The organism is Acinetobacter genomosp. 33YU (genome assembly GCF_001990725.1).
Classification (GTDB): Bacteria; Pseudomonadota; Gammaproteobacteria; order Pseudomonadales; family Moraxellaceae; genus Acinetobacter; species Acinetobacter seifertii.
Genome location: NZ_LFZQ01000006.1, coordinates 38,632 through 58,662, shown reverse-complemented (window position 1 = coordinate 58,662; position 20,031 = coordinate 38,632). Strand labels below are relative to the sequence as shown.

15 protein-coding genes are annotated in these 20,031 nt (G+C 39.0%); 11 read left to right on the top strand and 4 right to left on the bottom strand.

The window, feature by feature from the left end; translation table 11 throughout:
* The first annotated feature begins 5 nt into the window (after positions 1-5).
* The 3 genes from AC056_RS06620 (at position 6) to rapA (ending at position 4,463) form a co-directional block, all read left to right on the top strand.
* Positions 6-710 carry a phosphopantetheine-binding protein gene (locus tag AC056_RS06620; RefSeq protein WP_077163103.1) on the top strand — a complete coding sequence of 235 codons (705 nt, stop codon included), beginning with the start codon at positions 6-8 and terminating at the stop codon, positions 708-710.
* A gap of 132 nt (positions 711-842) precedes the next feature.
* Positions 843-1,481: an RluA family pseudouridine synthase gene (locus AC056_RS06615; RefSeq protein WP_077163102.1), complete on the top strand. Its 639-nt coding sequence runs from the start codon at positions 843-845 to the stop codon at positions 1,479-1,481.
* A 144-nt stretch (positions 1,482-1,625) separates the two neighbouring features.
* Complete coding sequence (gene rapA / locus AC056_RS06610; RefSeq protein WP_077163101.1) at positions 1,626-4,463, top strand: RNA polymerase-associated protein RapA; 2,838 nt, start codon at positions 1,626-1,628, stop codon at positions 4,461-4,463.
* Positions 4,464-4,518: 55 nt separating this feature from the next.
* On the opposite strand, the gene AC056_RS06605 is transcribed toward rapA, so the two are convergent.
* Together AC056_RS06605 and fabR are read right to left on the bottom strand one after the other, a co-directional pair.
* A complete protein-coding gene (locus AC056_RS06605) occupies positions 4,519-5,535 on the bottom strand; it encodes an AI-2E family transporter (protein WP_019457711.1) in 1,017 nt (338 codons plus the stop codon).
* 168 nt (positions 5,536-5,703) lie between these two features.
* The gene (gene fabR, locus AC056_RS06600) at positions 5,704-6,399 is read right to left on the bottom strand and encodes an HTH-type transcriptional repressor FabR (RefSeq protein WP_019457712.1); all 696 of its coding nucleotides are present in this window, start codon (positions 6,397-6,399) and stop codon (positions 5,704-5,706) included.
* Between the two features lie 140 nt (positions 6,400-6,539).
* Between fabR and AC056_RS06595 the strand changes: the two genes are divergently transcribed.
* A complete protein-coding gene (locus AC056_RS06595; RefSeq protein ID WP_039254467.1) occupies positions 6,540-7,610 on the top strand; it encodes a ferredoxin reductase in 1,071 nt (356 codons plus the stop codon).
* Positions 7,611-7,622: 12 nt separating this feature from the next.
* Complete coding sequence (locus AC056_RS06590) at positions 7,623-8,717, top strand: fatty acid desaturase family protein (RefSeq protein ID WP_039254465.1); 1,095 nt, start codon at positions 7,623-7,625, stop codon at positions 8,715-8,717.
* Between the two features lie 44 nt (positions 8,718-8,761).
* Here AC056_RS06590 and AC056_RS06585 read toward each other — a convergent pair whose 3' ends face one another.
* Positions 8,762-9,463, bottom strand: a complete 702-nt coding sequence (locus AC056_RS06585) for an SIMPL domain-containing protein (protein WP_004700109.1) — start codon at positions 9,461-9,463, stop codon at positions 8,762-8,764.
* Between the two features lie 466 nt (positions 9,464-9,929).
* Here AC056_RS06585 and AC056_RS06580 point away from each other — a divergent pair, with 466 nt between their 5' ends.
* From AC056_RS06580 to AC056_RS06570, 3 genes are all read left to right on the top strand, one after another.
* Positions 9,930-11,303 carry a diaminobutyrate--2-oxoglutarate transaminase gene (locus AC056_RS06580; RefSeq protein WP_004700112.1) on the top strand — a complete coding sequence of 458 codons (1,374 nt, stop codon included), beginning with the start codon at positions 9,930-9,932 and terminating at the stop codon, positions 11,301-11,303.
* A gap of 2 nt (positions 11,304-11,305) precedes the next feature.
* Positions 11,306-12,838 (top strand): pyridoxal phosphate-dependent decarboxylase family protein, encoded by a 1,533-nt coding sequence (locus tag AC056_RS06575; RefSeq protein WP_004700113.1) that lies wholly within the window; start codon positions 11,306-11,308, stop codon positions 12,836-12,838.
* A gap of 288 nt (positions 12,839-13,126) precedes the next feature.
* Entirely contained in the window at positions 13,127-14,557 is a 1,431-nt protein-coding gene (locus tag AC056_RS06570) for an aldehyde dehydrogenase family protein (protein WP_077163100.1), read from the top strand.
* 70 nt (positions 14,558-14,627) lie between these two features.
* Here the strand turns inward: AC056_RS06570 and AC056_RS06565 are convergent, their stop codons facing one another.
* Positions 14,628-15,113 carry an Lrp/AsnC family transcriptional regulator gene (locus tag AC056_RS06565; protein ID WP_004700117.1) on the bottom strand — a complete coding sequence of 162 codons (486 nt, stop codon included), beginning with the start codon at positions 15,111-15,113 and terminating at the stop codon, positions 14,628-14,630.
* Between the two features lie 134 nt (positions 15,114-15,247).
* On the opposite strand from AC056_RS06565, the gene AC056_RS06560 reads away from it, so the two are divergent.
* From AC056_RS06560 to AC056_RS06550, 3 genes are all read left to right on the top strand, one after another.
* The gene (locus tag AC056_RS06560) at positions 15,248-16,969 is read left to right on the top strand and encodes an alpha-keto acid decarboxylase family protein (protein ID WP_077163099.1); all 1,722 of its coding nucleotides are present in this window, start codon (positions 15,248-15,250) and stop codon (positions 16,967-16,969) included.
* Positions 16,970-17,108: 139 nt separating this feature from the next.
* Complete coding sequence (locus AC056_RS06555) at positions 17,109-18,488, top strand: amino acid permease (RefSeq protein ID WP_077163098.1); 1,380 nt, start codon at positions 17,109-17,111, stop codon at positions 18,486-18,488.
* Between the two features lie 447 nt (positions 18,489-18,935).
* A complete protein-coding gene (locus AC056_RS06550; RefSeq protein ID WP_004707648.1) occupies positions 18,936-19,967 on the top strand; it encodes a substrate-binding domain-containing protein in 1,032 nt (343 codons plus the stop codon).
* The last annotated feature ends 64 nt before the right edge of the window (positions 19,968-20,031 follow it).

The following is a 20,031-nucleotide window of genomic DNA, read 5'->3' as shown; positions in this document are numbered from 1 at the left end:
GAACAATGTTTTATCCCTTACCTCGAAAAATCCAATTAGCCCCAAGTACTTCAAATTGGTCTATTGAATCTACGCATAGCATTTTACTCATCGTTGGGTTAAACGAACTTGAAAATGCCCCTGACTGGATGAATCAGCCATTAGCCGATCATTTAGAAATGCTAAGTAAAAGAGCACAGGCACTCGAAATTCCAGTCATGATGATTCAGTCATCTCAACTTCAACAGGTCATGTTACAGCTTGGGCAACAATTGTCATCAAACACTCAAGCACAAGTGATAATAGCTGGAAATTTATCCCCGTTGTTTAAGCAAGTGATGCAGCTTGTTTTATCCATTACAGATTATGTAGCTGTTGTAAATGATGCGATCTTGGCAGGTAGTTTAGAGCAGCATATACAATGGATTGAAAAAATCAGTTTTGACTCCATTCAACATATAAATACACAGACTTTAATGCGCTTATGGTCTTTAAGTGCACCATCGGCACAGGTGTTGTCCGATAAAGGAATTTTATTGGCAGTTGCTGAGCAGGTGGGGCGGCATCCAATGGAAATTCATCCTGAAATAGATTTAAGAAACTATGGTTTAGATGCTGTAGGAGTCAATTATCTGGTGGAGTTATGGCGTGCGAACGGTGCGAGTCTAAGCGCTGAAGAGCTGATGCAAACACCTACCTTGCAACATATTATGCAGTTATTGAAGCACTAATCGGCTTTAGCCATAAAGTGAATCATAATATTTGCAAATTCTGTCGTTAATTTACCCGAACGGCATTGTAATTCGGACGTAAGCTTTTTATTATTGCCCGCTTGTTTTTCATCTTGCCTTGGGAATACAACTTTGAGTGATTTTCTAAGTGAACATCTGATCTATCGTGATGATGATTTTATGGTGATTCATAAACCTCCGGACATTTTGAGTGTGCCAGGGAAAGGTGATTTACATGAAAGCGTTTTGACAAGACTGGTGGCAATTGAACCACGAACTTTGCTCATTCATCGCCTTGACCGCGATACCTCGGGTATTTTGGTTTTTGGGTTATCTAAGCGTGGACAAAGTGCGATTGCACGCCAATTTCAAGACCGTCAAACCTCGAAAATATATGAAGCGTTAGTCGCAGGCCACCTAGACGGCGAAGGAACTGTTGATATTCCTGTAGTCTATGACCCAAGTCGACCACCGTTGCATATTGTCGATGCTTCTCATAACAAACCTGCTTTAACACACTGGCAGGCCATTGAACATTTCCAGATTCAGGGGCAACCGGTTACGCGTGTCAAATTAACACCGATTACCGGGCGTTCTCATCAACTCCGTGTACACATGCAATATCTGGGACATCCGATTGTAGGTGACACGCTGTATGCAACACCGGAACAATTACTTGTTCCTCGTCTGTGCTTGCATGCTAAACAGTTAGGCTTTAATCACCCTGTGACAGGGGAATCATTAACGTTTAACTGTCCTGTACCGTTTTAATGTAAAAACTTTCAATGAGTAATTTTTGTAGCGAAACAATTTAATTGGTTTCTGCTGCAAAATTTTGCTTTAAAGACTACATAAAAAGATGCAAAAATAAGCTAATTTGCATCGTACAATATGTAGTGCGAACTTGAGAAAAAGGTGGAAAAATTGCAGCAGTATGCTATTGGTCAACGTTGGCTATCAGATACAGAGACTGAGCTCGGTTTAGGCGTTCTTATTGATGTAGATGAAAGATCTGTCAGCATTTTATTCCCCAAAAGTGATGAAACGCGTGTCTATGCACGTAACAACGCACCGTTGTCTCGCATCATCTTCAACAAAAATGATGAAGTTCAAGATCAAGAAGGCCAGAAGTGGATTGTTGAGACTGTTGAAGACCGTCATGGTGTTTTGCGTTATAACGTTGTTCGTACTTTAGAAAATGGCGAACAAGAACGTAAAGCGCTCAATGAAACTCGTATTGGTGCACAAATTCAGTTATCAAAACCTTTAGATCGTTTACTGGCAAGCCAGATCGATTATAAAGAATGGTATGACCTACGCATTGAAGCCATGCTCATGCAATCGCAAATGCAAACCAGTCCTTTACGTGGCTTGGTTGGTGCGCGTGTAGGTTTAATTCCACATCAACTCTATATTGCACATGAAGTCGGTAAACGTTTCGCACCACGTGTTTTACTTGCCGATGAAGTAGGTTTAGGTAAAACAATTGAAGCTGGTTTAATTATCCACCAACAGCTTAAAACTGGCCGCTCTGAACGTATTCTCATTTTAGTCCCTGATTCATTACAATATCAGTGGATGATTGAAATGCGTCGCCGTTTCAACTTGCAATTTTCTCTGTTCGACTTAACCCGTACTGCATCTATTAAAGAACATGATCCAGAGCTTAACCCGTTCTTGACTGAGCAATGCATTATTGCCAGCGTAGATTTGATGGTGGACCATGACGATTTACGTGAGCAAGCATTAGAAGCTGGTTTCGATTTACTCGTTGTCGATGAAGCGCATCATTTAATGTGGAGCGAAGAAGAAGGCGGCAATGATCGTTACGATTTAGTTGAAGAACTTGCTGAAAATACAGCGGGTGTATTATTGCTTACAGCAACACCTGAACAGCTTGGTGTAGAGAGTCACTTTGCACGCTTACGTTTGTTAGACCCTCAGCGTTTTAGCAGTTTAGAGCGTTTCTTAGATGAAGAAGCGCAATATCAGCAAACTGCTCAAGTTGCAGAAGTGCTCATGTCGGATGAACCTTTAACCCAAGAGCATTTAACTGCTTTAGAAGGTTTATTGGGTCATTCAATTGAAGATCAGCCTGAACAACGTTTCAGAGCGATTCATGAGTTGTTAGACCGTCATGGTACAGGTCGTATTTTATTCCGTAATACGCGTGAAGCGATTCAAGGCTTCCCAGGCCGTGATTGCCAACCAGCACCTTTGCCAGCGCCAGAAGATTGGTCAAAAGACGGTAAATTACGTGAGCAAATGTGGCCAGAAGAAGCACAACTTGATGGTTCATGGATGCAAAATGACCCACGTGTGCCATGGTTAATGGAAATCTTGCGTAAAGAACTTAAGCACAAAAAAGTTCTTTTAATTGCTCGTAGTGGTCCTGTTGTTGAATCTTTAGAAAGTGTACTTCGTTTGCATGCTGGTATTCGTACTGCAATGTTCCATGAAGGCATGAGCCTACTTGAGCGTGACCAAGCGGCTGCTTACTTTGCAGAAGAAAGCTATGGTGCTCAAATTCTACTATGTTCTGAAATTGGTTCAGAAGGCCGTAACTTCCAGTTTGCAAGTGATCTGATTTTATTTGATTTGCCTGCAAACCCAGACGTTTTAGAACAACGTATCGGTCGTTTAGACCGTATTGGTCAAGAAAACCGTATTCAAATTCATGTACCTTACTTAATGGGCACTGCTCAAGAGCGTATGTTCCGTTGGTACAACGAAGCGTTGAATATTTTCAGCAATATTTCTCCGACAGCTCAAACGCTGCAAGAGAACTTTATTGTTGAATTAAAAGACTGCTTACTTTCAGACCAAGGTCAAACCTTTGAAGATTTACTCGAAGAAGTCAATGTTCAACGTCAAGCTTTAGAAACAGAGTTACAAGCTGGTCGAGATCGCTTGCTTGAATACAACTCATGCCGTCCTATCGTTGCACAAGAAATTGTTCAAGCCTTAGAAGACTACGATGACAACACAACATTACCTATGTTTGTGAAGCGCTTTATGTCTTCAACTAACATTGATTTTGATGAGCAAAGTAACGGTACGGTTATTATTCGTCCGACAGACCAAATGCAAGTGCAAGGTTTGGCATTAGACGAAGAGGGCATGACTGCGACGTTCTATCGTGATCAGGCGCAAATGCGTGAAGATGCTCAATATCTGACTTTAGAACATCCGTTCATTGAAAGTGTCATGGAAATGATCCGTACACAATCATTTGGTAGTACTAATGTTGCTGTTCTTAAGTCAAACGCATTAAAGCAAGGTTCTGTGTTACTTGAAGTTTGGTTTAAAGTTGATGTAGTTGCACCAAAATCTTTGAACTTGCCATCAAGCTTACCGAAACAGCTCATTCGCGTGTTGTTAAGTGAAAATGGTCAGGACTTATCTGAAAAGATTGATCCAACCATTTTAAGACCATATTTGCATCATTTAGATGGCAATAGCTGTCGCCAAGTGGTTAAAGCTCGCCGTGAAGTGATTGAAGAGCGCTATAGACAAGCACTTGATATTGCTAAAGTCGGCTTGCCACAGCTTCAACAGCAGGCAAAAGAGCATTATGGTAATAAATGGCAATACGAGATTGACCGTTTAACGTATTTGAAACAGTTCAACCCAAGTATTCGTCAAGACGAAATTGAGCGCTTACAGAAGTTGCAAAAAGAAGGCTTGAGCTTACTCGATGGCTTAACAGTAACTCCTGAAGCAATTCAGGTACTTGTTGTTGTTAAACCATAAATGATGAGTCATAAAAAAGCGCCTTTAAGGCGCTTTTTTATTGAATAAATTTTAATTAAATCATTCTGGCATCTTTTAATTCTAGTTTTAAATAGGCATAAAAGATTGGTGCTGCAATCAGGCCACCCAAACCAAAAATTGACTCAAAAATTAACATTGCCAATAAAATTTCCCATGCATTGGCATTAATTTTATGTCCAATAATTTTCGCATTAATAAAATATTCTAACTTATGCACTAATACGAGATAGAGCAGAGCAACACCTGCTAAACCCAGTGAAACCGTAAGCGCAGCAATAAAGGTGAGCGTATTTGAAATTAGGTTGCCTAAAATCGGAATTAGACCAAACAAGAAAGTAAGAATAGTTAATGTTTTGGCGAAAGGGAGATGAACACCCCAAATCGGCAATATTACAAACGCAAATAATATAAAGAGCAGCGTATTAATTGCCGAAATTTTAATTTGGGCAAAAACGACATTTCTAAAAGAAATTGATAACTTTTGAATACGTTGGATGAGTAAAGACTTAAATACAGGCTGTGGTGTACGACGGTGAAAGCCATGAATCGCCACCAAAATACCAATAATAAGGCCCATAATCATCGTTACAAAGTTATGTAAGATATCAGAACTGGCATTTTTTAATGTCGTCACGTTATCTTTCATAAATGCAAAAATTTCATCTTTTAGTTCTGTAACGCTATCTGGAATATAACCTGGAAGATATTTGCCAACTTCGGTTTGTAAGTGCAATAGCGTTTGATCGACTTTATTGTTGATATTATGAATACCTACACCTTTTAAGTCATAAACGACAAAGCTAATTAAACTTGTTATGAAAAAGGCGATGAGTGAAACCGTGATAATACTCAGTAAAATACTAATAAAAATGCGGGCTCTTTGACCATCAATATAACGTTCAACAATAGAGCTTAAACTAATAATAATTTCATAAATGAGAAAGCCAGCAAAAAAGCTTGCTAAGAGATGCAAGGGGATAACCGAAAGCAAAAAAATGCCCATCAGAATATAGCTTGCAATCAGGCTTTGACGATTACTCAAACTTTGCATGTGAATCCCTAAATATCGTGGGGAAATATGGGTATATATTGCTAGAATAATAATTACTTATACTCTTGCATGTTGGTTGCTTCAATCTGTGAATTATATTTTTATCAAGAAATAACTATGTCTGTATAAAAAATGGCTTGTACAATTACAAACCATTTTGTGTTGATCTTATCGTATTTTTGCTTCGTCTAGATGACGAGCACCTTCTAAAATCATTCTTATCATGATCATGGTTTGTTCGGCGACTTCTGCACGTTGATGAACGGGAAGATCCAGCACTTTAGCACCCATGTGAAATACAAGCTGTGTAATTGCTTTTGCAACAAGCTCAGGATGATATAGGTGATTGTTATTTAAACGCTCTAGACGGATTAAATCTTCTTGTAGTTCTTGTTGGAAGAAATTGAGCTGGCGGTCTACCGCAGCTTTATAAGAAGCTGAACCTGTAAAGCCTTCGCGTAACAATAGACTTAAATTACCTTCGTCTGCATCAAGCTGTTGAAGAAAAATTTCTACAGAACTACGAATAATGCTGTCTTGGAAAGAGGCACGTAAACGAGCCTGACGAATAATTTTACGTAATACGATACCTGCGCGGTCAATCAGTGAAATGGCTAACTCATCAATATCTTTAAAGTGACGATAAAAGCTATTTGGTGCAATACCAGCTTCCCGTGCGACTTCACGTAAACTTAATGAGGCGATACTTTTTTGAGGACCGATCAGGTTAAGAGCGGCCTGAAAAAGTTCGTCTTTCGTAATCGTCGCTTTTCTTCCAACAGAACGCGTTGCTGTTTTTATTTCAATGACATCTTGTGAAGAGGCTGTGTCATTTTGGCTCTGAGAAAGTGAGGTTTGGGTCATGCTTTTCAATATGTTCTTAAACTGTCTGGATTATAGCGTTAGACAGGTAACTTGTGAAATTGTAATTAAAAGTACGGGTGTATATACAAATATATATACATGTGTATAATAATTAAAAAAGAGCGACAGAGCCCTCAGTTATGCAAGCAATCGAAAAGAGAAATTCTCTATTCAATTCATTAACACAAGCTGTATTTGACAAAAATATAGCGAGTTTCTGGCTACAAAAAATAAATCCTTTATGGTCTGTACAGCACGGACTAGTTCAAATTGTAAAAAAAGAATTCGTGGCTCATGACACTGTGAGCCTTACTCTAAAATGCAACCGTTTGGTCAAAACGGGCGCAGCAGGTCAGCATCATCCTGTTATTGTTGAAATTGCTGGCCGCCGTTACGAACGTACTTATAGCTTAACGCAAATCGATGCTGAGCACTTACGTTTAACAGTTAAAAAAGTTGCTGATGGTATTGTCAGTAACTGGTTTATTGCTGAAAGTAAAATTGGAGATATTTTTGAGCTTGGTCAACCTTATGGTGACATGCAACAAAATATTCAGACACCGAAATTAATTATGTTGGCTGCAGGCAGTGGTATTACACCAATGTTGAGTTTAATTACAGCAATTAAGCAAAGCCAACAGTTAGAAAAAGTACAGGTTCAGCTTTTATATTGGGTAAAACAGCGCTCTGATGCTGCTTTTACAGAATATTTTGAGCAAGTGGCTGAACAAAACCCAAACTTTAGCTATCAGGTGTTCTATACACAAGAAACACCAAATGATGAGCGTTTAAATGCTGAACATCTTGCGTTAGTTGATGATATTGAAAACAGCACAATCTATGCGTGTGGTCCATCGGGTTTTGTTGCCACTGTTGAAGAGCTTTTTGAACAAGCACCAGCCGTACTGACTGAAGCTTTTAGTTTAACTAATGAAAGTTCTGCAGATGATGTTGGTTATGTAAATGTCACATTAACCCAGTCTAATAAAGTGATTGCAATTCCTAAGGGACAATCGATTTTGGTGAGCCTTGAGCATGAAGGGCTTAAGCCAACACATGGTTGTCGTATGGGAATTTGCAATAAATGTGTTTGTAGTAAAGCGCAAGGTTCTACCCGTAATTTGCTAAACGGTAGTCAAAATACTGAACCAAGCCAGTTACTTAAGATTTGTGTCAACTCAGCACAATCCGATCTAGTTATTGATCTTTAAGAGAGAACTCTGATGAATATGCCAGTGAAAGTCGAATATTTTAAAAATCCTAAAAATCGCGATTTGACTCCAGCAGAGCTTGAAGCATTTGCAAAAGAGCTTGATCAGATCAAACAAGAAGTATTGGATGATTTGGGTGAAAAAGACGCTAAATATATTCGCCGTGTCTATGCCGCAGTTCGTTACAGTGGTCTTTTAGGTCGTGCTTGTCTATTTGCTGGATGGTTTCCGCCAGCATGGGTTTTAGGAACAGGTCTATTAGGTTTCTCTAAAATTATGGAGAACATGGAGCTTGGTCATAACGTGATGCACGGTCAATATGACTGGATGAACGACCCTAAGTTTAATGGTCAAACTTATGAGTGGGACACAGTAGGTACATCTGATAACTGGCGCCAAACGCATAACTATAAGCATCATACCTATACCAATATTAAAGGTGTTGATGATGACATTGGTTATGGCTTGCTTCGCTTATTCCCAGAGCAACGTTGGAAGCCAGGTTTCTTACTCCAACCTGTTTATAGCATTCCGTTTTGTTTATTGTTCCAGTGGGGCGTAGCAATTCAGAATCTTGAAATTGGTCGTGTTCTTTACAAACGTAAGACTAAAGCCAAATTTTTAGAAGAGTTAAAACCAGTTAATAAAAAAATTGGTAAACAACTTTTTAAAGACTATGTGTTCTTTCCGTTAATTGCAGGGCCCGCAGCGTTACCTGTGTTTACAGGAAACCTAGTTGCAAATGGTCTGCGTAATATGTGGACATTTACGATTATTTTCTGTGGTCACTTTACAAAAGATGCAGAGGTATTTCCAAAGTCTGTTTTACAAGAAGAAAGCCGTGGACATTGGTATATGCGCCAAATTCGTGGTTCTTCAAACCTAAAAGGTTCAGAAGCATTACATATTTTAAGTGGACATTTGAGCCATCAGATTGAACATCATTTATTTCCTGATGTCCCAGCACGCCGTTATCGCCAAATGGCTCCAAAGGTTGAAGCTGTATGTAAAAAATATGGTATCAATTATAACAATGCGAGTCTGGCGAAACAGTTTGGGCAGGTTGTAGGCCGTATCTTTAAATATGCATTACCTTTTAAAAAATAAATAAAAAAAGCCCTGAAATTTCAGGGCTTTTTTAGAGCAATAAATTATTTAAACTGGATTGAACCGTTTGCATTAACAGTAATTTTAGACTCACCAGCAGCCATGTCTTGAGCCGGTGCAGCTTCTGCCATAGCAAATTTAGCCATGCTGGCACGCATTACGGGTTGAGGGAAATAATTGTTAGTGTTCAAGTTTAAATTGACCAACGTATATTGGTTTTTATTCCATGCTTGAGTCAACATTTGAGCACGTTGTTGGAAGTTTTTAGATGCTTCTACCATCAACTCATTTTCAACTTTTTTACGTTGTTCGTCAGAAACCGTAAAATTAATCGATTGAGTTTGGAAGTTTTGCTGCAATTCGTTCACTAACTGGCTAGCGGCTTTAAAATCTTTACTTTCAAGGCGAATTTCTGCACGACCACGCCATTCTTTTAACTTATTGCTATCGTTATCGTAAATTGGATAAGTGCTTTGAGCACCAGTTTCCACTTTTACTTGCGGGTATTTACGGGAAGTTGCAAGCGCTTGATTCATTAACTGGTTAATCTGATTTGAAAGTTCAGCAGGCTGCTTGTTACTTTTTTCAATATACAAAGTGGCATGCATTTCATCGTTAGATACCTGACGAGAAGCTTCAGCTTGTACATTTACAATATTGTAGTGAAGGGCATTATCATCTTGGGCAAAAACCATAGGGCTGAGTACCGTACCAAGTAGAAGAGTAGATATTGCTAAAGTACGCATAAATTTATCCTTTAAAAATTAATATAAATTTAATTTTTTTCATTAAGAAATGTTAAACATAAGTTATGCATAACTTTGGCAGATTTTGTGGGGTATTTGTAATATTTAAATCAATTTTTTTAATTTTTGGTAAGAATAAAAACTATAAAAAATAAAAACTTAAAATTTAAGTGTTTCAATGTAACTTAAAGAATCAAACTAATATAAAAAAAGAATATTTTCTTTAGGTTGTCACATAGTATGATGATAATTCATCATAACTATTGGGATAATACATATTTTCAATAAGATTAGATGAGTAAAGTACACAAAAGACGTTTTTTTTCTTGCAAAATTAGGTATCATCGCGCTCCTAGTTACAAGATATAAAATATGTGTCTTCGCTAGTTCTATAAAGCACCGAGTCAAAGGACCAAAAGTCACCAGACTTATTTCTTTCTACCCTTATCAGAGATGGTAATCCGATATGAGCGTTACTTCTGTCAACCCTGCCGACAATGCTACCAACGAATATTATTTGACTCGCCAAAGTCAGATGGAATCGAATGTTCGTAGCTATCCACGTAAATTACCGTTAGCGATAGCGAAAGCACAAGGCTGCTGGGTTACTGATGTTGAAGGTACACAGTACCTTGATTGTTTAGCTGGGGCAGGTACATTGGCTTTAGGTCATAATCATCCTGCGGTGATTCAAAGTATTCAAGACACATTGGCAAGTGGTTTGCCATTGCATACTTTAGACTTAACCACACCTTTAAAAGATGCGTTTACTGAAGCGTTGTTAGCATATTTACCAGGCGGTAAAGAAGAGTACTGCTTACAGTTCTGTGGTCCTGCTGGTGCAGACGCGACTGAAGCAGCGGTTAAACTTGCTAAGACTTACACTGGTCGTAGTTCAGTAATCAGTTTTTCTGGTGGTTATCATGGTATGACCCATGGTTCACTTGCAATGACTGGTAACTTAAGTGCGAAAAACTCGGTTAACGGTTTAATGCCAGGCGTACAATTCATGCCATATCCGCATGAATATCGCTGCCCACTTGGTTTGGGTGGTGAAGCTGGTGTTGATGCTTTAACTTACTATTTTGAAAACTTTATTGAAGATGTTGAAAGCGGTGTAACAAAACCTGCTGCTGTGATTCTTGAAGCAATTCAAGGTGAAGGCGGTGTTGTTACTGCTCCAGTAAAATGGTTGCAAAAAATCCGTGAAGTGACTGAAAAGCACAACATCGTTTTAATTTTAGACGAAGTTCAAGCTGGCTTTGCACGTTCAGGCAAAATGTTTGCGTTTGAACATGCAGGTATTGAACCTGATGTTGTTGTAATGTCTAAAGCAGTAGGCGGTGGTTTACCACTTGCAGTATTAGGTATTAAACGTAAATTTGATGCTTGGCAGCCTGCTGGTCACACCGGTACTTTCCGTGGTAACCAACTTGCTATGGGTACAGGCCTTGTCGTATTAAAAACGATTAGCGAACAAAATCTTGCTCAAAATGCGCAAGAACGTGGTGATTTCTTACAAGCTGAATTGAAAAAATTAGCTACTGAATTCCCATGTATCGGTAACGTACGTGGCCGCGGTTTGATGATTGGTGTTGAAATCGTTGACGAGCGTAAACCTGCTGACCGTATCGGTTCTCATCCTGCTGACTCTCAGTTAGCGGCTGCGATCCAGACTGCTTGCTTTAACAACAAGTTATTGCTTGAAAAAGGCGGTCGTAACGGTACAGTAATTCGTTTACTTTGCCCACTTATCATTACTCAAGAAGAGTGTGTGGAAGTAATTGCCCGCTTTAAGAAAGCAATTGCAGAAGCATTGGTTGCAGTACGAGGCGCGTAAGAATGGTGGATTTTGCAGAACATCGTAAAGCGTTACTCTGCAATGATGCACAATCCATTGCTGACTATGAGTCAGCAATGGGCGAAGCGGTAAAAGCCGTTTCAGCATGGTTGCAAAATGAAAAAATGTACACAGGCGGTAGCATCAAAGAATTGCGTTCAGCAATTTCTTTCCAGCCTTCAAAAGAAGGTATGGGTGTACAAGAATCACTTCAACGTATGATTGAGCTTTTCTTAAATAAAAGCTTGAAAGTACACCATCCACATTCATTAGCGCATTTACACTGCCCAACTATGGTGATGAGCCAGATCGCGGAAGTGTTAATCAATGCAACTAACCAGTCTATGGACTCATGGGATCAAAGCCCGGCAGGTTCATTAATGGAAGTTCAGTTGATTGATTGGTTGCGTCAAAAAGTAGGTTATGGTTCTGGTCAGGCAGGTGTATTTACTTCTGGCGGTACTCAATCTAACTTGATGGGTGTTTTACTTGCTCGTGACTGGTGCATCTCGAAAAACTGGAAAGACGAAAATGGTAATCCATGGTCTGTACAGCGTGATGGTATTCCAGCTGAAGCAATGAAAAACGTCAAAGTTATTTGTTCTGAAAATGCGCATTTCTCTGTGCAAAAGAACATGGCAATGATGGGCATGGGCTTCCAGTCAGTTGTGACTGTTCCTGTGAATGAAAATGCTCAGATGGATGTTGATGCTCTCGAAAAAACGATGGCGCATCTTCAAGCTGAAGGTAAAGTTGTTGCTTGTGTTGTTGCGACAGCAGGTACAACCGATGCTGGTGCAATTGATCCATTGAAGAAAATTCGTGAAATCACAACAAAATATGGTTCATGGATGCACATCGATGCTGCATGGGGCGGTGCACTGATCTTGTCAAATGACTATCGTGCAATGCTTGATGGTATTGAGTTGTCTGACTCGATTACTCTCGACTTCCATAAGCATTATTTCCAAAGCATTAGCTGTGGTGCGTTCTTGTTAAAAGATGAAGCGAACTATCGTTTTATGCACTACGAAGCTGAATACTTGAACTCTGCTTATGACGAAGAACATGGTGTACCAAACCTTGTATCTAAGTCATTACAAACGACTCGTCGTTTTGATGCATTGAAATTGTGGATGACTATTGAATCACTTGGTGAAGACCTATATGGTTCAATGATTGACCACGGTGTAAAACTGACTCGTGAAGTTGCAGATTACATCAAGGCAACTGAAGGTTTAGAACTTTTAGTTGAACCACAATTTGCTTCGGTATTGTTCCGTGTTGTGCCACAAGGCTACCCAGTTGAGTTTATCGATAGCTTGAACCAAAACGTAGCAGACGAATTGTTTGCACGTGGCGAAGCAAATATCGGTGTAACAAAAGTGGGTGATGTACAGTCATTGAAAATGACAACATTAAGCCCTGTTGTGACATTTGAAAATGTTAAAAACCTTTTAGGTCAAGTATTGGCTGAAGCTGACCGCATCAAAGATGCGATTGCTTCTGGTAACTATGTACCACCAATCGACTAATTGAGTTGATAACAAAAAAAAAGCTCGGTTTATTGCCGGGCTTTTTTATTACATATTATTTTTATTTAAAGTGTGCATCACAAGAGATTGATATGCACAAAACATGCATATTTTCAAAAAACAAAAATAATTATGCATGATTTATGGGGAGCAAATTTCTTATTGTATTGGTATGTTCCCGACATTTTGGGTCGCATTGATATATCAATATCGTACTCACTTTAAATAATCCCGCTTTAACTGAAAAAAGTAAGTGGCTGTAATTACAATTAAGACAAGGAAGAAGAAATGCAACAAGCGAATATGCTCAATGAATTTAAACTCATTATTGGCGGTCAACTTTGTTCAGGTGAACAAGGTGAACTAGAAATTTTAAACCCTGCTACTGGCTTAACTGCTGCACGTTGTGCAAAAGCATCGGTTGCACAGGTCAATCAGGCAGTGAGTGCAGCTAAACAAGCCTCTAAAGCTTGGCAGCAAGTTTCACACGAAGAGCGTAAGTCAATCTTAAACAAGATTGCAGATGGCATTGAAAAGCACGCTGAAATGCTTGCAGAGTTGGTTGTACTTGAACAAGGTAAGCCACTGGCACTTGCACAAATGGAAGTGCAGGGTGCAATTGGCTGGACGCGTTATGCGGCTGCTATGGATTTACCTGTAGAAGTCATTGAAGATAGTGAAACCAAGCGTATTGAGCGCCATCGCCAACCATTAGGTGTAGTGGCTTCTATTACCCCTTGGAACTGGCCACTCATGATTGCCGTTTGGCATATTATGCCTGCTTTACGTGCAGGTAACGTTGTTATTAGCAAACCTTCTGAATACACACCACTATCGACTTTACGTTTATGTGAAATCATTCAGCAAGAAGTTCCTGCTGGTGTTATTTCAATTGTGGTTGGTGCTGGTGAGATTGGCGAAGCGCTATCTTCTCATCCAGATGTACAAAAAGTCGTGTTTACGGGTTCAACTCGAACAGGCCAGCACATTATGGCTGGTGCAGCTCAGCAGTTAAAACACTTAACTTTAGAGTTGGGTGGTAATGATGCTGGTATTGTATTGTCAGATGCAAATGTCGATGAAATTGCAGCCAAGATTTTTAACATGGCGTTCTTAAACGCTGGTCAAACATGTGCAGCCTTAAAGCGTCTATACGTGCATGAAAGCCAATATGAGGCTTTATCTCAAAAGTTAGCTGACATTGCCAATGCTCAAGTTGTAGGTGATGGTATGGCGTCTTCTACCACATTTGGCCCAGTACAAAACCAAATGCAATATAACAAAGTGAAAGCGCTTATTGCTGAAGCGATTGAACAAGGTGCAAAAGCACTTTCTGGACAACAACAGCTACCAGAGCAAGGCTACTTTATTGCGCCAACTATTTTGACTGAAGTTTCTGACTCTTGTCGCGTGGTGCAAGAGGAGCAGTTTGGTCCAGTATTGCCTATCTTAAAATATACAGATATCAATGATGCAATTGCTCGTGCCAATGACAGTGAGTTTGGTTTAGGTGGCTCAATTTGGTCTTCCGATATTAAAGCTGCTCAAACTTATGCTACTCAACTTCAATGCGGTACTGTTTGGATTAATACCCATGCAGAAGTCCTGCCTCATGCACCTTTTGGTGGCTGGAAAATGTCTGGTATAGGTGCCGAGTTTGGTTTGGAAGGTTTGCTTGAAAATACGATTGGGCAAACGGTCCATATCAGTAAAGTCTAAATATTAATTTTAAGGCGGATCTAATATCCGCCTTTTATTTTCATTCATAAGGTAGAAAAGCTTGGCTTGCTTATTGGGAGTGATGATAGCTCATACTCTTAGGTTTGATTAAAAAATGATTCTGTTCTTTGATTTTTTTTAGAACAATGTAAGACTTTATGTGACCTATAAAATTATAAGAAAGTAACCTTTCAGTCACAAATTGAGAAAGCTGTTCTAAGTTTTCAGCAACAACTTTTAAAATAAAATCTGCATCACCACTAATTGAAAACGCATCTTGAATATTATCTTCGGCTTCAATCAATTCTTGAAAAGCTTGTTGTGACTTTGCCTCGTGTGTTCTTAAATTAATATGAATCATTGCTGTCACTTCCAGTCCTAGCGCCTGCTGCTGGATGCGCGCGGTATAACCTAAGATTATGCCTTTTTGCTCGAGTAACTGTCTTCTTCTAGAACATTGTGAAGCAGATAAACCGATTAAATCTCCTATTTCTTGATTGGTGAGCCGTCCATTCTTTTGTAGTGCTTGAATGATTTGCCAGTCGAACTTATCCATTGCATAAAATCCTTTTATGATACACAAATCATGTATTTTTATTAAAATGCGTTTTCATTATGCACGAAATCTAAAAGGTAGATGAAATATTATTTTTCTATGGAATAAAAATTGGTCTCAAAGGATATAGAGCAATGTTCATAGAAATCGGTGACTTTTTAAATCTTCGTTTAAAACAAATGGGTATCCAACATCTCTTTGGTGTACCTGGTGATTTTAACCTCTCATATCTAGAACAAGTTGAAGCAGACCCACAACTCGAATTTATTGGAAATTGTAATGAATTAAATGCTGCCTATGCAGCAGACGGTTATGCACGAATTAACGGTTTTTCTGCCTTGGCAACCACTTATGGTGTAGGTGACTTAAGTGCGATTAATGGTATTGCAGGGGCCTACGCAGAAAATGTACCTCTTATTCATATCTCAGGAATTCCACCGTTACATGCAGTTCAAAAGGGTACTCTCATACACCATACGTTAGTTGATGGTAACTACGACAATATTATGAACTGTATGAAAGAGTTTACAGTTGCCCAAACTCGTTTAACTCCAGCAAATGCAGCCTTTGAAATTGACCGTGTATTACGTCAGTGTTTCCTTGAACGCCGTCCTGTACACATTCAACTACCAGGCGATATTACCCACGTTAAAATTGAAGTATCTGAGCGTTCCCTCGACTTAAGCTACCCAACTGTTGAACCTGAATTATTACAAACTGTGGTAAAAAAACTTTGTGACATTATTGAGAATGCTCAAAGCCCAGCACTTCTTATTGATAATGAAGCTTCAGTTTTTGGTGTAACGTCGCTTTTAAATGATTTATCTCAAAAATGCTCGATTCCATTTGCAGGTATGAATACTGCAAAAAACATTATGGATGAAGGTTCTCCTCGTTATATCGGGACTTATGTGGGGGGGGCAAGCCAACCGCATGTGAAAAATATCATTGAACAATCTGACTGTTTAATTGGTATTGGTGCACGTTTTACCGATGTTGGTTCAGCTGTATTTACTCATCAAATTGAGACCAAGAACTACATCGAAATTAAATCTTATGGCTTAAATATTTTTGGTCAGGATTTTCCGGGTATTGAGATTGGACAATTACTTGTTGAGCTAAATAAAAAAGTTGCGCCACGTAAATCATCAACACCTCTTCTCGAAAAACAACCGTCGAAAGTAGTTGAAGCTCCAGCTCAACAAAAGCTAAGCCAAGATGTGCTTTGGAATTATATTTCAGGATTCTTAAAAGAAGATGATGTGATTATTGGTGAAGTCGGGACATCAAACTCTGCTTTGTCGGGTATAAAGCTCCCAGCTACAGCTAAATATATTGCTCAGCCGCTTTGGGGTTCTATTGGTTATACCTTACCAGCTTTGCTTGGTAGTTTGTTGGCTGCTCCAGAACGCCGTCAAATTTTATTTATTGGCGATGGTTCTTTCCAGCTTACGGTACAAGAGCTTTCTACCATTATCCGCCATGGTTTAAAACCAATTATTTTCTTGTTGAACAATGGCGGCTACACCATTGAACGATTAATTATGGGTGAAAATGCTGCCTATAACGACGTGCAAAACTGGAAATATACTGAAATTCCTGCGGTATTTAACGGTAAAAAAGGCCATACCACTTATGTGGTTGAAACAGCAGGGCAGCTAAAGAGTGTTTTAGACAACATTAAGCAAAATGACCAGTTAACTTTTATTGAATTAAAACTACCAGCAATGGATGCACCAGTAAGTTTGAAAAAATTTGCTTCTGTGATTGCGCGTTTTGACTACGGCGATCGTGGCTACGAAATTTTAAAGGAGCGTTCCCAGCCAGTTAAATGTAAGGATGCAAGCTCGTTTTAAATAGAAGATAGGACAAATCTTCTTAAAATTAAATGGACTCATATTAAAGCAACTTATGTCCGAAGGTCGGTTTCTGATCTTCGGATGTAGTGCTGAATAAAGGTGTACAGGAAGTGACACCAACATTGGAGATAATGTTATGGATGCAAACAATAAGCACGAGTTAAAACAAGGCTTATCCAATCGGCATATTCAACTCATCGCACTCGGAGGAGCGATCGGAACAGGGTTATTCTTAGGTCTTTCACAAACAATTAAATTGGCTGGTCCTTCAATTTTATTGGGATATGCAATTGCAGGAATTATTGCCTTTTTAATTATGCGCCATTTAGGTGAAATGGTTGTTGAAGAACCGGTAAGTGGTTCTTTTAGTTATTTTGCGAACAAGTATTGGGGCAAAATGGCTGGTTTTATGTCAGGCTGGAACTATTGGGTGTTGTATGTGCTGGTGAGCATGGCCGAACTGAGTGCAATTGGTACTTTTATACAGTTTTGGTGGCCTGAAATTCCGACATGGATGACCGCTTTATTTTTCTTTATTTTAATTAACGGCATTAACTTGGTAAATGTCCGATTTTTTGGGGAATCTGAGTTCTTATTTTCCTGCATTAAAATTGTTGCCATTTTAAGCATGATTGGCTTTGGTGCTTATCTATTATTTTCAGGTTCAGCAGGTCCGCAAGCAGGTGTTGCAAATTTATGGCAACACGGTGGTTTCTTTCCGCATGGTATTCATGGCTTTATTATGGCCTTGGCTGTCATTATGTTCGCATTTGGTGGCTTAGAGCTTATTGGTATTGCGGCGGCAGAAACGAAGAAACCAGAAACAACAATTCCAAGAGCAGTAAATCAAATTGTATATCGCATCCTGATTTTTTATATCGGTGCAATTGGTATTCTTTTATGTCTTTACCCTTGGAATATGGTTGCAGAAGGTGGTAGCCCGTTTGTTTTAATTTTCCAGTCACTCAACAGTAATGGCGTGGCAAATGTTCTTAACTTTGTGGTCTTAATTGCTGCTATTTCGGTTTATAACAGCTGTATCTATTGTAATAGCCGCATGTTGCATGGTTTAGCAGAGCAGGGTAATGCTCCTGCAATTTTGAAGAAAGTAAACAGTCGTGGTATTCCAGTTCCGGCAGCAGTTGTGTCTGCATCAATCACAGCTGTATGTGTGGTAGTGAACTACTTAATTCCTGGCCAAGCGTTTCAGATCTTTATGATGTTGGTTGTGGCAGCACTTGTCATTAACTGGCTTATGATTTCAGTCACACATTTGAAATTTACCAAAGCAATGAAATTGCAACGTCGCCAAACTAAGTTCCAAAGCATTATGAGTCCATGGAGTAATTATTTAACCATTAGCTTTGTATGCTTTATTCTTATTATTATGGCGATGACGCCAGATATGAGATTGGCTGTTATTTTAGGGCCTATTTGGTTGGCGGCTTTAGCTATCATGTATTTCTTGAAGTACCGTAAAAAAAGGGTCGCAATGCCAGAAGTGCAATCAAACTAATAAGCTTAAATTTACAGTGATATTGCGGTTATCTGACAAAGAGCAGATAACCGTTTATCTTTTTGTCATAATATTTTCATGTTTGAGCGAAATAATTTTTCAAAATAAATATGACATGTAAAAAAATAAAAAATGAGTTAGTAAAATAATTTTGTAATCTCAATTCATTAAGTTTTTATAATTTAAGCAAAATTATCAATTTGTTGATTTGGGTGTTTGTCATATTCAAAATTAAACTTGAGTGCGAGCTACCTTGTAAAATAAGATTAAATGATTGATATAAAATAGAATTAGAAATATGACAGTCCCGATTTTAAAAATCATTAAAGCGTCATAATACTGTAACTTATTTGTCATATTTTCTATTCACAATGCAGCTATCGAAGAGCGTACAAGCACTAAACAAAAAGTGACGTACAACCTATTGCATTAATGAGAGAGAACAGAATGCGCTTAAATCCACGTCAAATCGCAATTGCGTTAGCAGTAACTGGGGCCGCTGTAACTACGACTGCAAATGCAGCTCGTGATACGATTCAAATTGCTGGTTCTTCAACTGTATTACCGTTTGCCAGCGTTGTAGCTGAAGAATTTGGTAATACATTCCCTCAATTTAAAACTCCTGTTGTGGGTTCTGGTGGTTCTTCTGCTGGTTTAAAGCAGTTCTGTCAAGGTGTTGGTGACAACACAATCGACGTTGCAAACGCTTCTCGTAAAATTAAAAGCACTGAAATTGAAGCTTGTAACAAAGCTGGTGTAAAACAAATTCAAGAAATCAAAATTGGTTATGACGGTATCGTATTCGCGTCTAGCTCACACAAAGCAGCTTATAAATTAAAGCCTTACCATGTGTTTGCTGCTTTAGCTGCGCAGTTACCTTCAAAAGGTAAATTGGTTCCAAACCCATATACAAACTGGAACCAAATCGACAAATCACTTCCTAACGAACCTATTACGCTTGTAATTCCTGCGTCTAACCACGGTACGCGTGAAGTTTTCCAAGAGAAAATGGTTGATGCTGGTTGTGAATCATACGAATACTTCAAAAACTTAGATAAAGATGCTCAGAAGAAAGCATGTTCGACTTTCCGTAAAGACGGTCGTGTAATTGAAATTGCTGGCGACTATACAGAAACTTTAGCTCGCTTAAAGACTTCTCCAAGTGCGGTAGGCGTGTTCGGTTTAAGCTTCTATGACATGAACCGTGACAAGTTACGTGTAGCATCAGTAAACAACGTACTTCCTTCTGAGAAAACTGTGTTAAACGGTACATACCCTGTATCTCGCCCATTGTTCTTCTATGTGAAAGGCGAACACTTAAAATCAGTTAAAGGTTTACCACAGTATGTAGAATACTTCCTAAGCAAAAAAGCGACTGGTAAAGGTTCTAAAGCTGAGCGTGACGGTTTAATCGCAATGTCTGATGCAGAACGCGCTAAAGTCTTGGCTGACTTTAAAGCAGGTAAAACTGTTAAATAATTTGTTTTGAATAGGGGCTGGTGATCCCAAGTGATCATCAGCCTTTTTGTCTAACACGTTTTTC